Genomic DNA, 14,472 nt, shown 5'->3' on the forward strand with positions numbered 1-14,472 from the left:
ACTTTTACGGCGCGAGATATTACGACCCTGAGATAGGCAGATTCATCACTCCGGACACAATAGTCCAGGCGCCAAGTGATCCCCAAAGCCTCAACCGCTATGCCTACTGCCGAAACAATCCTTTAAATCTAATTGACCCAAGCGGACATGGTTGGTTTAGCAAGTTCTTTGCGAAAAATGCAGGCGTAATAGGTCTTTTGTTCGGCTTTACTGGTTTGGTTATTGGGAGCATAATCACAGGTAATTGGGGACCTACCCAAAATATAGCAATATCTACTGCATCTGCCTTTGTTTTTTCTGGATTTAATCCTGTTGCTGCAGCTGGTGCCTTCATTGCCTCATCCATCTTAGAAACTCAACCTGGCATAGAATACGTCCAATGGCAAGGAGAACAAGTTTTTGACGATGTATTTGGTATGCGTCCAAAAGCTGCTTATATGTGGTCATATGTCGCCACAGATATTGCTCTAACTTTGACATTTGAAGCAATGGTTGCTAGTTTGGTGGCTGATCCGGCAACAGTAAGCAAAAATGCTGTTTTATCCAAAGACATCGAAAATCCTAAAGGATACGATCCTTGGGGCAGATTTCCGGGAGCTGAAAATATAGATAAAAGTAGGGCAGGATTTACATTCGAAGAAATGAATAAATTGACCAATAAAGTAGGTGATGCTTTAGCGGTAACCGGTAAGGGTGCAAAGTCAGGAGGACTGTCAAAAATAATTCCTGGTACACAATTAGATCCTATACACGTGGGAGCAATATCTTCTAAATTCCCTAAAGCAGGAGCACCAAAACCTAGTGTTGGATGGTGGTATGGTACATTGTTTGGTACTTGTCATCAAGCTTCAAATGCAACTTTACTCGCAGGAGGTATAAGTAGTACAGTAGTTAATGTATATCCTCACTGGTCAACCTTTCTTTCTACAGCAGTCTATGGAAATTACGGGGGTGGATTAATACGTTCTGTAGCAACTGCAATAAATGCTAATCAAGATTACCAAAAATGATAAGGTGTTTTATCAAGAACAAAATAATCTGTATTTTTCTCTTAATAGCCCAGATTCCTATTGTAGGAGGATGTGAGACATTGCATGTGGGCAAAGGGTATAGTGTACACGATGATAAAGAAGCGATGGAGTTCGCTTGGGTATGGTTTAATAATAAAGATTATGGTGCTGCTGAACGAACAATAAATATAGCTCTAGGTATCAATCCCAAAAACATTGATGCATACAATCTCTTGGGAATTATCGCCTTAAAGAATAGTGACCCAAGAAAATCTGTTGAATACCTTGAGAAGGCTAATTATCTTGTAAAAGAAAATAATGCGCCTTATTCAGAATATATATTAAACAACCTGGGATTCGCTTATTATAGCAACCAAGAATACAGAAAAGCTTTGCAAGTTTTCGAGGCCTCATTTGAAATTAAGAAAAACTGGGTAAGCAGTTTTGGCACTGCTATGGCGTTGTATAATTTAGGCGACAAAGAAGGGGCGAAGCCAAAAATTGAATACTGCAAAAATGAAACGGATTTTGAATCAAAAGCCAAAGAAATATTAGAATATTTCAATATAGCTACTGAAGAAAATTTGATAAAATTCCTAGGATTAAAAGAAAATAAAAGAGAATAACAATTGGTGAATTTGAATGAATAAGGGGACGCGTTCCTCAAGATATAACTAACTAAAAGTTCCGGGGACACGTACCAATTAAATAGCTTATAAATTCGAATCCTTCATCACCTCTTTTGAATACGATGGTGATGGAGGAAGGATAAAGAAGATAACGCCCACAAGTACTACCACCTATGTAGGCTCGCTCTTTGAAAAAACTGATTACACAGATGGCAGCCAACTTGCTCAGAAGCATATCTTCATGGGTTCCCAGAGGATTGCCTCGGTTAAGTCTGTGGATAACGGCCCTTGGACAGCCCAGTATTATCATTCAGACCATTTAGGCTCAAGCAATATCATCACAGATGAACAAGGCAACCAAATAGCCCTATATGAATACACTCCTTATGGAGAACTTGCCACAACTCAACAAACAGGCGGCTCAACTAACTACCTCTTCACTGGCAAAGAACTCGACGCCTCAACCGGGCTGTATTTCTACGGGGCGAGGTACTACGATGCTGAAATTGGCAGATTCATTACTCCTGACACAATAGTCCAGGCACCGTCTGATCCTCAATCCCTCAACCGCTACGCATATTGTCGAAATAACCCCGTTAAATACGTTGACCCAAGCGGTCATGGTTGGTTTAGTAAATTCTTTGCGAAAAATGCAGGCGTAATAGGTCTTCTGTTCGGATTTACTGGTTTGGTTATTGGGAGTATAATCACAGGTAATTGGGAGCCTACCAAAAATATAGCAATATCTACTGGATCTGCCTTTCTTTTTTCTGGGTTTAATCCTGTTGCTGCAGCTGGTGCTTTCATTGCCTCTTCCATATTAGAAACTCAACCTGGTAGAGAGTACGTCCAATGGCAAGGAGAACAAGTTTTTGATGATGTTTTTGGCATGCGTCCAAAAGCTGCCTATATGTGGTCGTATATTGCCACAGATATTGCTCTAACTTTAACATTTGAAGCAATGGTTGCTAGTTTGGTAGCTGAACCTGTTGCAGGACAAAGACCATATGATCCTAGCAACAAAACTGATAAAGCATTAACTGATAATCCTAAAGGATACGATCCATACGGAAGAATGCCGGGAAGAAATGCTCACCCTGACGGGAAATTTACAAATAAAGAGTTAACTACTTTATATGATAAAAATGGAAATTCTTTAGCAGTAGTTGGTAAAGCACCAAAATCAGGTGGGTTAACTAGATTAGGGTTAGAGTCACGTCACACTGGGGCTATCACGCGCGATTTTCCGAATTCGGGAATACTAAAAAAATTTCCTGAATGGGGTTATGCAACGGTATTTGGTACTTGTCATCAAGCGACTAATGCTACTTTTCTTGCTAGCGGTATAAGTGATACTGTGTTAAGTTTATACTCTCACTGGTCAATATTTACTTCTACTGTGATATACGGCAACTACGGCGGAGGATTAATGCGCTCAATGGCTACTGGAATTCAAGCAAATCAGAATTACACGGGAGATTAACTATGTATACAATGAAGTTAATTAGTTTGTTTAGTATTATACTTTTGTGCTCAGGATGCCTTTATTTCCTATCTGACCAGGCATATTATGATGATATAAACAGATTACGAAACAAATATCTGCAAGAACATCCTGAATTGAATTCAGGGATTAAAAGTTTAATTTTAGAAGGTAAAATTGGAATCGGCATGAATAAAGAACAGGTAAAATTAAATGGGAACTACCGTTATCCAAGAAAAATTAAAGCGACCAATGAATATGGTTCAGAGGAAGTGTGGATATATTACAGAAGCTATAATAAGCCAGTTCAACTCTATAAGGCAGGTAAATTCTTAGGGTGGGGCGGAATGGACTCTACGGTTAAAAGCTTCTTGGTCTATGAAAACCTTTATTTCAAGGGCGGAATTTTGTTAAAAATTGAAGCAATTGAGACAGATAAAGAATATTAGAGAAGAAAAATATTTGATTTTCTTCCTATCCTATATCGTATTTTCTACAATTTAAAGTTGGGGTTGATAGGATGTGCAACTTCTTCTCAATTTACTAGGATAGGGGAAACTCCACTGATAATTTGTTTGACACGAATAGTTTCTATTGGTAAACTGTTAATGTCTATATTTATTAATAAAATGGCATAAAAGAAAGGAGGAAGAGATGCTAAGGGCGATTAAGATTTCTGCATTGGCTGTTTTGGTCCTCGTGGCATTTTCTCAACCCTGTATGGCGCGAGAATTTGCTGATATTTATACTGAATGTGGTATTGGAGCAATGATTGCGCCAAGAAATGAAGCTGTTGCAGCAGTTACTAATGTTACATGGGACTTAGGGACAACGGCAATCAGCTCAAATATCTCTTGTCCAGATACTTGCGCTGGCGGACAAGAAAAAGTAGCCTCATTTATTTATGACTCCTATGAAGCTTTAGAAAGAGATTTGGCTAGTGGTTCAGGGGAATATCTTGATGCATTAATGGTTTTAGCCGGATATGATTCTCAAGCTGAACAGAAAGTCACAGAGGCGTTACGTAATGCTTTTGCCAAACTTGTTGCAGATTCAAGTTATACTGATAAAAGCCGTTTTGAAAAAGCGCAAGCCTTATATAACTTAGTCTACAAACATATAGACAGCATCTCTTAGGGGTTTACTTAGTAAATAACAGCCATTTATTGTAATTTTGAAGAATGCGTCTGGATTTTATAGACGCATTTTTCATTTTAGAATCTATTTTTATGTCTCCATATTCAATTTGTTAAGTAGTGTCAGACTACCTATAATAAAATTATTCATATAATAAAACTATTCATAGTCTGTTGCACCATTCTTTTGCTTTTGAGCACCCAAGCTCAAGCATCCTCTCTGAAAGAAGTTCTCGATAAAGCCGAACGACTCAATCTTGCAAGTCATCCCATCTGGCTCAAATTACTTCATTATGGACGTAATGGCAGGCAGAGTGTAGTTTTGACAGACAGTTTCTTTCTGTCTCCAAATGGCAGGAGTGATCCGGAAGCTGAATTGATAGCTACTATTAATGCCTATTTTACTCTTTGGGGTGAGAATCCTAATGAACACGCACGGTGCAGATTTCCTGCTCGTTACTATTGGCTTTCTCATCAGCTGCCTTTACCCAACTACAACTTAAGAGAGACACATTGTCAGAAACTTGAAAAATGGGCTTTATTCGACAGCGTAAACTCTATTAGCGTACTTTTAGTCAGCGGTTATTTGGGTAATCCGGCTTCAACCTTTGGACATGCGTTTCTTAAGTTCAATACAGACTCTATTGATGATCAGGTCGGATTGTTTGACTTGACGCTGAATTATGGAGCAGTGGTTCCGGAAAACGAAAACACATTACTCTATGTTGCGCGGGGGCTTTTTGGCGGATATAAGGCCGGGTTTTCCGATAAGTATTTTTACACGCAAGATCTTGTTTATTCGCGCACTGAGTTTCGTGATATTTGGGACTACAAGCTTGCATTGACAGATTACCAACGTACGTTATTGATCCTACATATCTGGGAAATCGCTGGCAATAAGTTCAAATACTATTTCTTAGATAAAAATTGTGTTTATAGACTTGCAGAGTTGCTGGAGTTGGTAATAGAAGAGGATTTGTTAAGCAATGGGCGATTTTGGTATCTTCCGGTAGAATTATTTTATCACTTAAAGGATGTTGATAAAGCTCGACGTAAGTCTTTTGGGGCAAACCTGATCCAATCTGTGCGTTTTATTCCATCAACTCAACGAGTACTCTATCATCAACTGAAGCTATTAACGCCAGATGAACTCAAGGTCTTTAATGCTATTATTCAGGCAGGGGGACATTCTATCTCAAGCCATCTGGCAAAGTTCACAAGTGACCGGCAAATTATAATTTTAGACAGCTTGCTTGCCTACCAGCAATATCGACTTATAGCTGAGGAGCCTAATCCAAGCAGCGAGAGACGAAAGTTTAAAGATCAGATTCTGCTGGTTCGCTTGCAGCTGCCCGCTTGCTCAAAACCATCGCTTGAAATTAAAGAATTGCTTTCACCCGCAGACAGTACACGCCCTATGGAGTTTGGTGTCAGTGTTGCTAGCGAAGACAGCGGGAGGCCTTTTTTACGTTTGAATTGGGCACCTTTTAAACAGGAAAAGGTTGGAAAGAGTAGCCTTGAAGGTAATGAGCTTGTTGTTTTTGATCTTGCTGTTGGGTTTTTTGGAGATGAACATAAGGTCTTTTTAGATAAGCTTGATTTACTGCGTATTCTAAATCTCAACACTTTACCTGTTTCGGTAGTGGATGAAAGTCAGTGGTCTTGGCAATTGCGAATCGGCAGTAACCGTATTAAGGATAATGAAAAATACAGTTATGATGGAGTTGTGAGTTTTGGCCTCGGTCGTGCGAAAAAATGGAATGAAGCGATTACGAGTTGTGGAATGGTTGATTTTGCAGCGCATACAATCTCCCCCCTTGTTCGATTACGCCCTCATTTAGGTTTGAAATTTGATTTGAGAGAGATGCAGACATGGTTATATTTTGGAGCAGAATCTGTCAATTATGATGCTGAATTTAGAGAGGCTTGGGGAGGAAAATTGCAGTATCAGTTGAATGATCGATATGCTGTTCACGTCGAACTTTCCAACGAAAATGCTACGCGTGTATCTTTCGGAGTGAGTTCTTATTGGTAAATTTTGACCGAAGATAAACACATAGGTCTAAGCAGTAATATGAAATAATAGGAGGTTTTAGTATATTCTTTATAAGAGCAATATAGATACAGTGTCTGTTGAAGGAACAGTTTAAACAGCAGACAGAAGTTCTTTTGTAAACTTTTCAGTTTCTTTTGAACCCAAAAAGTTGCGAAAGTCGTCCAATAAGGGGAGTCCGCATGCTCCAATGTTGATAACAACAAGGAAAAGGATTGAGTAGGAAATTAACCTTGGAGTTCGCCCTCCAAGACTTCAACTCGCTTTTGTAGCTCATCATTTCCCGCTTTTAATTCTTTAACTACTTCTAGTAAGTAAATTGCGACTTTATCATATCTAACCGATTCTGGCATACCTTCCTTGTTATAAATTACCAAATCAGGAATTATTTCGTTAACATCTTCCGCAATTAGACCAACTCCTGCTTTTCCTGTTGATTTCCAGTTGAATTTTACTGGATTTAATTTAAGAACCGCATCAGTATCAACTATTAGGTTTTGAATGTTATTTTTATATCTCTTACTAGAAATAGCCCTATAAACAAAAATAAGGGGACGGTTCCTCAAGATGCAACTAGTTAGAAATCAATAACTTGTAAATGCTAATAATCAAATATTATGCCAAGAAAGGCAAGAATTATCCCAGAAGTTGGTTTTCTACATGTTATGTGCAGAGGAAACAATAAAAGAAAAGTCTTTCGTACCTCTACAGATAAGCGGCGATATTGTTCTTTGTTAAGGGAATTTAAACAAGAAGAAAATATAAGAATTCATCACTATTGCTTAATGAGTAATCACCTTCATTTGATGGACTCAATAGATCAACAGAGCAATCTTTCTCGATTTATGAAACGAGTAAATTTGTAGTATTTTTACTATTACCGCCGCAGGCATGATTATTCAGGCCATCTCTGGCAAGGTCGTTACAAAAGCAAAATTATCTTAGACTACGTTTATCTTGTTCAGTGCGGAAAATATATCGAACTTAACCCTATTAGAGCACGTCTAGTACATAAGCCAAGTGATTATGAATTTTCCAGTTTTAGGTTTTACGCCCTCGGCCACAAAGATAATCTAATAGATACAAATCCTTATTACTTAGAACTCGAAAAAAGCCCTAGAGACAGGCAATCTTCTTATCAAGACTTGTTCATTGATGATTATATGGAAGAAAAAATGAAAATTTAACTTCTTGATGTTGTAACGCTATAAAAAATAAGAGGTTAGGGGGGGGGCGAGGAACCGTCCCTTTTGTTCTTTCTAGGGCAGATTTACCTTGACACTAAGATGTTAACTCAATATAATGGACATGAGTCCAAAATATTGGATGAAGAGGTAAAATTATGGACAACGCAAAATCTATTTTAGTGGCTACAAATTCACAAAAGGTCTTAGAATTCTTCTTGGATCACCCGGGGAGAGAACTTACCGAGAAAGAAACACAAAATTCTGTTAAGGTAAGTAAATCCGGAACCAACTATGCTTTACGGGAACTTGCAAAGGCAAATTTTCTGCTTAGGGATAAGAAGGGTAAGATGTCCTTTTATTCTTTAAATTACAAAAATCCCGCCATAAAACAACTAAAGGTATTAAAAATAATAATGTTTATACAGCCTATCATTAAGAAGTTAGCTGTGTCTTCCTCGCAAATAACTCTTTTCGGCAGCTCTGCGAGGGGAGAGGATATTTCAGATAGCGATATCGATTTATTCGTTATCAGTAATAGCAAAAAGCAGGAACTAGAGAGGGTAATTGAGAAAATTAGACTAAAAAGGAAAATACAGCTAATCGTAGAGACAGAATTATTCCATACAGAGCTAAAGGTTAAATCGCCTGATTTTTATGAACAGGTTCAGCGAGGCATTGTATTATGGAGAAGAGAACAGTAAGTCCCGAATTTGGGGATTGTCTTAAGAGAAATAAAATAAGAGAGTTTTCTCAAGGAAAAAACTTGGTGGATAAAGAACTGCTTGCTGCTAGGACTGACCTTTCTGAGGCAAAAGATACCTTTCAAAGAGACAAGTTTAAGTGGGCGATTATTCAGGCATACTATTCTATGTTTCATTCTGCAAGAGCTCTCTTATATAACCAGAATTACCGAGAAAGAAGCCACCACTGTTTAATCGTTGCTTTAAAATCATTCTATGTGGAAAAAGGGAAACTCTCAGTGCGATTTCTTGAAGGACTTCAAAAAGCTAAGACGTTAAGAGAGAATGCTGATTATTATGACCAGTGGTCTCAACTTGGTGCAAAAGAAATGGTTGCTTTAGCCGGAGAGTTCTTAAATAAGGCCGAGTCTATATTGTAATCGCAAAACAACATGTATTTTTTGCACTATAAAGGGCCGTTCGGCGCCAAAATCGTTTTCTCAAGTTTCCAAAATGCCAATTTTCCCAACCGGGCATAGATTCCTAACACTTTGTCTTCCATGAAGTCATATAAGCCAAATTTTATTTTTTTGCCAACTGAGTAGAGAATAGCAGAATAGGGAACGGTTCTTCGAAATATAACTAACTAAGTAGCAATGAAATATAGATGCTGGAAGTTAAAATACGATTTCCGGGGATACGTACTAATTATTTCAAAATTTGCCTCCCCGGAAATTGAGATTCCATATATATCCAATAAATCGTAATAACCCTTAGAAAGGAGGGTACATGGTTAAAAAGCTTCTTTGTTTGTTGATTGTAGCAGTTTTTGCTTTTTCTTCTGCCGGAGCTCATAACCCCCAGCTAGAATTAGAATTTAATCTGGCAAAAGAAGACAAAAATAATAAAAATAAATAGTTTTTTTGATGGAATGGATAGAAGTAAAAAAGATAGCTTTAAATTTTACTCTCTAGCGCTTTGACTCTATCTTTAAGCTCGTCATTTTCCGCCTTTAACTCCTTAACAACCTCCAGTAAATAAATCGCAACTTTATCATATCTAACCGATTCCGGCATACCTTCCTTGTTATAAACTACCAGATCAGGAATTATCTCGTCAACATCTTCCGCAATTAGACCAATTCCAGCTTTTTCCGTTGATTTCCAGTTGAATTTTACTGGATTTAATTTAAGAACCGTATCAGTATTGACTATTAGGTTTTGAATATTTTCTTTATACCTCTTACTAGAAACAGCCCTATAAACAACTCCGCTTGCATCCGCACTTAGATTTTGCATATCGCCGTCTATAGGTGCGCGGATTTTTAGATTTCCATTAACATCCAAAGCTTCAGTTGGAGCATCAGTCCTAACGCCAACACTACCGGCGCTACCTTTTGGAAATATTAAAAATGCGTCAGGGGTAGCTATAGTTTCTACAACATTTGAATGACCCCATGCAAATGTCCGATCAGCAGCAGTAGTCAATTGCATATTCTCTCCTGCTGCAAAGGAATGATCGCCTGCAGCTTCGTTAAATGAGCCGCCTACTATCATGGAATTTGTTCCTGATGCAGTATTTGAGAAACCACCTGCTACAACAGAACCTTGACCTGATGCTGTATTTAAACTACCGCCTGAAATAGTGGACGTGTTGGCTGATGCTGTGTTTCCGGCACCGCCACCAGCAACAGTAGAAAAATCACCGCTTGCAACGCAGAGGCTTCCGCCCGAGACTGTTGACCAGTCGCCGCTTGCTTCAGAGTTAAGACCAAAGGCAACAGAATAATCTCCTATATTGGCATCATCCCACTGATTTGGAAATGCTGCATTTATTGCTCCTGCACGGAAGGCTGCTTTTCTAGGATACCAGATAAGCCTTGTACCTGCTCCAGATGTAATAAGCACATTGCCGCTGTTCATAGTTCCCCTAGCGATTATCCCGCCATCATTATTCAGATCAAGCTTGAATTCAGGAGTATTAGTGCCAATGCCAACCTGCCAAGTAAGATCATTTGGATGAATATCTGTTCCATTTTGCGTCCAAAGCCCGGTTAAAGGTTGCCAGGTAAAAGTAGCTCCGTCGCAAACAAGTATCTGATCCCCTGTGTTATAGTAACGTAAGGTTCCTTCTTCATTTGCTGCACAGGCAGCACCAGTGGCAAAATCATCATTAGGATAAAGCGTTAGTTCCTTATACACCCCGTGGGGTGCAGGGTAATAGGTGGTAATAGAAAGTTGTTCAGTAGCAGCAAAAGAGCTTGCACTGTGAAAAAAGAATGCCAAAAGCATAACAATGACTAAAAGTAAAACTTTATTTTTAAACATAGCTAAATCCTCCTTTTTAAATCGCTTGTTTTTCATCCAATATATCATTAATTTAACACGCCCAGTAGAAATCGTCAATGTCTTTTGCGTTTTCTCTAATTAGAGTTGATATTTCACTTGACAAACCAATGGTTTTGATGAATATTATTGTAAGCGAAGAAATAAACATAAAAAATAAAATCACCAGAGAAACTATGAAAAGAAAATATTGCACAGCCAAAGAAATGCAAATTATTGATAAAAAGGCGCAGGAAGTTTATGGCATTCCTTCTATTGTGCTTATGGAAAATGCCGGTATTTCAAGCGCAGAAGTAGCCTTAAAGATGCTAGGTAGAGGGAGGAAGGCGCTTTGTATTTGCGGCAAGGGCAATAATGCCGGAGATGGTTTTGTATGCGCAAGGCATTTGATAAATAAAGGTGTAAATGTTGCCATATTCTTACTCGCAAGTCCTAAGCATCTAAAGTTTGACGCACGAATTAATTTTAATATTCTAAAGAAGTTAACCAAAAATATTTATTTCATAAATAAAAGCTCCAAGTTATTGAAAAGTAAATTAAAAACAGCAAGTCTTATTATTGACGCAATTTTTGGAATTGGCCTAACTGGACAAATCAAAAAACCTTATGCGAGTATTATTAACTTGATAAACAGCTATAATAAAAAAATCCTTGCTCTAGATGTACCTTCAGGACTTAATGCCACTAGAGGAGAGATTTTAGGCACTTGCATAAAGGCAACAGAGACTATTACATTTGCCTTAGCTAAATCCGGGATGATTAAGAATAATGGACCTAGTTATTGTGGCAAAGTACATGTTGCTGATATATCAATACCTAAAGCCTTACTCAAATAATAATGACTAAAGTTAGATATGAGATTGATCCGCACAATAGATTGGTTTTAAAGGAATCAGGCAAAAGTACAAGGCTGAGTAGGTACCGCACAGTTCTCGACGGAAGATTTAAAACTGACAGTAAAAATTCTTTGATTTATCATGCCAAAATCCCCTCTCACACTAAAGAACTGCAACAGATTAAATTAAAGGGAAACTGGTCTTTAAATAAAAACCACGATCTTGTGTTTACGCTTAACAAATGGGGCAATCAAGTTGCAAAGAACAAATTGACGATAAAAGGGGAGCTGATTAATGTGGGAGGCGATGAAATAACCTTTGCAGTTATAAGTAGAGAGACAGCTAAAAAGAGATCAATCTATCTTTTAAAATTATCCGGTAAATGGAAGTCTGGTAAGGATAACGGGCTAGAGTTTGATGTCCAAAAGGATAAAGAGGCAGATACCCTGCATTTTCAAGGCTCCTGGAAACTCAAAAACAACCAATTGACTTACAATTATAAAAAATATTCTGGCTCAAAAAGAAAAAAAGATGAGCAGGGTTTAACATTTTGTGGCTACTGGGATATCAAAGATAAATATCGCCTCTCTTACGTAATGGATAAACCGTTAAAGTCAGGCTTTGATTTTAGGGCATCGCTTGCAGCACCAATCAGGAGTAAGGGACAATATGGCCTTAAATATAAATTAGGTGCAGGTCTAATAAGCAATGAGAAAACAAATAAAACCATAATAATTTTTGGAGAGTGGAAAATAAAAAAAGGCATTGGTCTAATCTTTGAAGTAAGATATGGAGAAAATTACCTTAACTCAATAGTCTTTGGCGGAGAGATGAGAATTAACAAAGATTATAGCCTAATCGTGAATTTGACGAGTAGAGAAAACAATGATCTGGGGATTAGATTGGAATTATCAAGAAGATTCTTTAATGACTATAAAGGGTTTCTAAGGGTTTTGATGGGGAAAGAGGAGAAGGCTGTTGAACTTGGTGCTGGCTTTAGATGGTAGGCTTTTACTTGCAAAATTGAACACTTTGCTGTATAATAACAAATTATGGAGGGAAATATGCAGGAGAGACGAAGATTTCCTAGAATCAACTCAACAAACATCACAGAGATTGAGCCAAGACCTGTAGTTTCAGATATCCAGGCGATTACCAAAGACATAAGTCAAGCTGGAGCTTGCATTTACAGCGATACCTATCTTGAGCCAGGAAAATTTACCAGGATAAGAATGCACAAGGAAAATCAAGCTTTTCCTGAAGCAAAAGAGGCGGTCGTTGCCTGGTCAAAATTATCCAAAGATAAATTTGGCTCAGTCTTTCAAATTGGCTTAAATATCCCAGAATAACAACATTGTCTTCAGATCCGAGGGGTTAAGGTAATCAAGAAAGAGAGGTTTTATTTTTTAATACCCAATAGAGATGTTGGGTTTTTTTATTGATAGTGTTGACTAAAAGAAAATTTAAAAGTATAATACATTAACACACTTCTTTAAAATTTTTAAAAAGTGGATGAGGACATAACTTATGTAATCCGAAAGGATACACGGGTTATGCATTCACTTAAGGAGCTAAAAATGAGTAAATTATTGATTGTTGATGATGAACCGGATGTGCGCGAGTTTGCTAAAAATTTCTTTGTCAAAAGAAAACTTGAGGTTGATACTGCTGCAAGTGGTTCTGAGGCAATTGATCTTGTAAAAAAGTCAAAACCTGAATTAATTCTGCTTGATTTAAGGATGGAAGGCATAGACGGCCTTGAGACGCTTAAACAAATTAAGGAAATAGATAAAAACATCAAGGTAATTATGGTTACCGGGGTTAATGATGCTGAGTCTATTAATAAGGCAAAGGAATTAGGGGCAAAAGGTTATATTCATAAGCCCTTGATCTTAGAAGAATTGGAAAAAGTGGTTTTAAAGGAAATCAGGAAATGACAATAAATTACAAAAGAGAACTAGAGGCTGCTGCTAAAAACATGATTCTTATCCACAGGCCAGATACACTCATAAAATTGGTCTTGAGGACAACTGTGCGCAAGGCAAGGCTTACGCATGCAGCTGCGCTTCTTTATGATAAGAAAAAAAATATATACATATTTGCAGAATCAAAAGGCGAGACAGGCGTGAAGGTGCCTTCTGGGTATGTTCGCCTTGATCCCAATAGCGGATTAATCAAATTCTTCCGGGAAAAAAAGAACTATCTTTTGCATAAAGAAGGGGTCTTAGAATTTGCAGAGATCAGCAATTTTTTAAAAACAAAAAAAGAGCTCTTTGCCAAGGATAAGCTACTGAAATCATATCTTCAAGAGACAAAATATCAAATGCAACTTTTTGATGCCTATCTTTGCATCCCTAGTTATATTCATGGAACTCTCCTGGGATTACTTCTACTTGGATCCAAGAAGTCTGAACAGCCCTTTTCAAAAGAAGAGATAAATTTCTTCGTAGCCTTAACACATGACGTAACCATGGCAGTACGAAATGCTCAGCTATTTGAAGAGTTAAAATCTGAACTTGATAAAAATCACAGTTTATTTATCCATACTGCCCAGGCCTTAGCCAGCGCCATAGATGCTAAAGATCACTATACTCACGGACATACAGAACGTGTGACTCAGTATTGCATGGCAATTGGTAGAGAATTGATCAAGAGAAAAAAGATACGGGTTACAGGCAATTTTTTGGAAACGCTTCGCGTCTCAAGCCTGCTTCATGACATCGGTAAGATTGGCATACCGGATGATTTACTTTCTAAAAAGGGTCCACTTACTGAAGATGAAAGAAGAGATATTGAAGAGCACGCTATGATCGGCAGCTCAATATTAAATCCCTTAGAAGAATTAAGTGATGCAATTACAGCAGTAAAGCAGCACCATGAGAATTTTGATGGTACGGGTTATCCTAAAGGGGTTAAGGCTGATGAGATAAACATCTATGCTAGAATTATTCGCGTTGCTGATTCCTATGACGCGATGACAAGCGATAGGCCTTATAGAAAAGCATTTTCTGACCAACAGGCATTTGAAGAATTAAGGCAATATAGCGGCACCCAATATGATCCTACTGTAGTGAAGGTTTTTATAGATATTTACAGAAGAGGAGATCTTTAGT

At 37.9% G+C, this 14,472-nt stretch carries 16 protein-coding genes; 14 read left to right on the forward strand and 2 right to left on the reverse strand.

Annotated elements, in window-relative coordinates; translation table 11 throughout:
• The 6 genes from KJ593_04485 to KJ593_04510 all read left to right on the forward strand — a co-directional run.
• On the forward strand, window positions 1–1,010 hold a 1,010-nt coding region (locus KJ593_04485; protein MBU2541138.1), incomplete at its 5' end, for an RHS repeat-associated core domain-containing protein.
• A gap of 80 nt (window positions 1,011–1,090) precedes the next feature.
• Window positions 1,091–1,636, forward strand: a complete 546-nt coding sequence (locus KJ593_04490) for a tetratricopeptide repeat protein (protein ID MBU2541139.1) — start codon at window positions 1,091–1,093, stop codon at window positions 1,634–1,636.
• 244 nt (window positions 1,637–1,880) lie between these two features.
• Window positions 1,881–3,122 (forward strand): RHS repeat-associated core domain-containing protein, encoded by a 1,242-nt coding sequence (locus KJ593_04495; GenBank protein MBU2541140.1) that lies wholly within the window; start codon window positions 1,881–1,883, stop codon window positions 3,120–3,122.
• A 2-nt stretch (window positions 3,123–3,124) separates the two neighbouring features.
• Window positions 3,125–3,571: a hypothetical protein gene (locus tag KJ593_04500; protein ID MBU2541141.1), complete on the forward strand. Its 447-nt coding sequence runs from the start codon at window positions 3,125–3,127 to the stop codon at window positions 3,569–3,571.
• 205 nt (window positions 3,572–3,776) lie between these two features.
• Window positions 3,777–4,259: a DUF3015 domain-containing protein gene (locus tag KJ593_04505; protein ID MBU2541142.1), complete on the forward strand. Its 483-nt coding sequence runs from the start codon at window positions 3,777–3,779 to the stop codon at window positions 4,257–4,259.
• Between the two features lie 192 nt (window positions 4,260–4,451).
• Window positions 4,452–6,293, forward strand: coding sequence for a DUF4105 domain-containing protein (locus KJ593_04510; GenBank protein MBU2541143.1), 1,842 nt, complete (start codon window positions 4,452–4,454; stop codon window positions 6,291–6,293).
• A gap of 245 nt (window positions 6,294–6,538) precedes the next feature.
• On the opposite strand, the gene KJ593_04515 is transcribed toward KJ593_04510, so the two are convergent.
• Complete coding sequence (locus KJ593_04515) at window positions 6,539–6,877, reverse strand: tail fiber domain-containing protein (protein MBU2541144.1); 339 nt, start codon at window positions 6,875–6,877, stop codon at window positions 6,539–6,541.
• 51 nt (window positions 6,878–6,928) lie between these two features.
• Here KJ593_04515 and KJ593_04520 point away from each other — a divergent pair, with 51 nt between their 5' ends.
• From KJ593_04520 to KJ593_04530, 3 genes are all read left to right on the forward strand, one after another.
• Entirely contained in the window at window positions 6,929–7,177 is a 249-nt protein-coding gene (locus KJ593_04520; protein MBU2541145.1) for a transposase, read from the forward strand.
• A gap of 476 nt (window positions 7,178–7,653) precedes the next feature.
• Window positions 7,654–8,199, forward strand: coding sequence for a nucleotidyltransferase domain-containing protein (locus tag KJ593_04525; protein MBU2541146.1), 546 nt, complete (start codon window positions 7,654–7,656; stop codon window positions 8,197–8,199).
• On the forward strand, window positions 8,181–8,618 hold the full coding sequence (locus tag KJ593_04530) for a HEPN domain-containing protein (protein ID MBU2541147.1): 438 nt from the start codon (window positions 8,181–8,183) through the stop codon (window positions 8,616–8,618). Before KJ593_04525 ends, KJ593_04530 begins: the two co-directional genes overlap by 19 nt.
• Before the next feature lie 516 nt (window positions 8,619–9,134).
• On the opposite strand, the gene KJ593_04535 is transcribed toward KJ593_04530, so the two are convergent.
• On the reverse strand, window positions 9,135–10,505 hold the full coding sequence (locus tag KJ593_04535) for a tail fiber domain-containing protein (protein ID MBU2541148.1): 1,371 nt from the start codon (window positions 10,503–10,505) through the stop codon (window positions 9,135–9,137).
• 77 nt (window positions 10,506–10,582) lie between these two features.
• Here KJ593_04535 and KJ593_04540 point away from each other — a divergent pair, with 77 nt between their 5' ends.
• The 5 genes from KJ593_04540 to KJ593_04560 all read left to right on the forward strand — a co-directional run bounded on the left by KJ593_04540 (window position 10,583) and on the right by KJ593_04560 (window position 14,471).
• Window positions 10,583–11,359 (forward strand): NAD(P)H-hydrate epimerase, encoded by a 777-nt coding sequence (locus tag KJ593_04540; GenBank protein ID MBU2541149.1) that lies wholly within the window; start codon window positions 10,583–10,585, stop codon window positions 11,357–11,359.
• Between the two features lie 2 nt (window positions 11,360–11,361).
• On the forward strand, window positions 11,362–12,366 hold the full coding sequence (locus KJ593_04545; GenBank protein ID MBU2541150.1) for a hypothetical protein: 1,005 nt from the start codon (window positions 11,362–11,364) through the stop codon (window positions 12,364–12,366).
• A 57-nt stretch (window positions 12,367–12,423) separates the two neighbouring features.
• The gene (locus KJ593_04550; protein MBU2541151.1) at window positions 12,424–12,708 is read left to right on the forward strand and encodes a PilZ domain-containing protein; all 285 of its coding nucleotides are present in this window, start codon (window positions 12,424–12,426) and stop codon (window positions 12,706–12,708) included.
• Window positions 12,709–12,936: 228 nt separating this feature from the next.
• Complete coding sequence (locus KJ593_04555) at window positions 12,937–13,296, forward strand: response regulator (protein MBU2541152.1); 360 nt, start codon at window positions 12,937–12,939, stop codon at window positions 13,294–13,296.
• Window positions 13,293–14,471 carry an HD-GYP domain-containing protein gene (locus tag KJ593_04560; protein ID MBU2541153.1) on the forward strand — a complete coding sequence of 393 codons (1,179 nt, stop codon included), beginning with the start codon at window positions 13,293–13,295 and terminating at the stop codon, window positions 14,469–14,471. The genes KJ593_04555 and KJ593_04560 overlap by 4 nt, the downstream gene beginning before the upstream one ends.
• Window position 14,472: the final 1 nt, after the last annotated feature.

It is taken from the genome of Candidatus Omnitrophota bacterium (assembly GCA_018830005.1).
Lineage (GTDB): Bacteria > Omnitrophota > Gorgyraeia > JAHJTE01 > JAHJTE01 > JAHJTE01.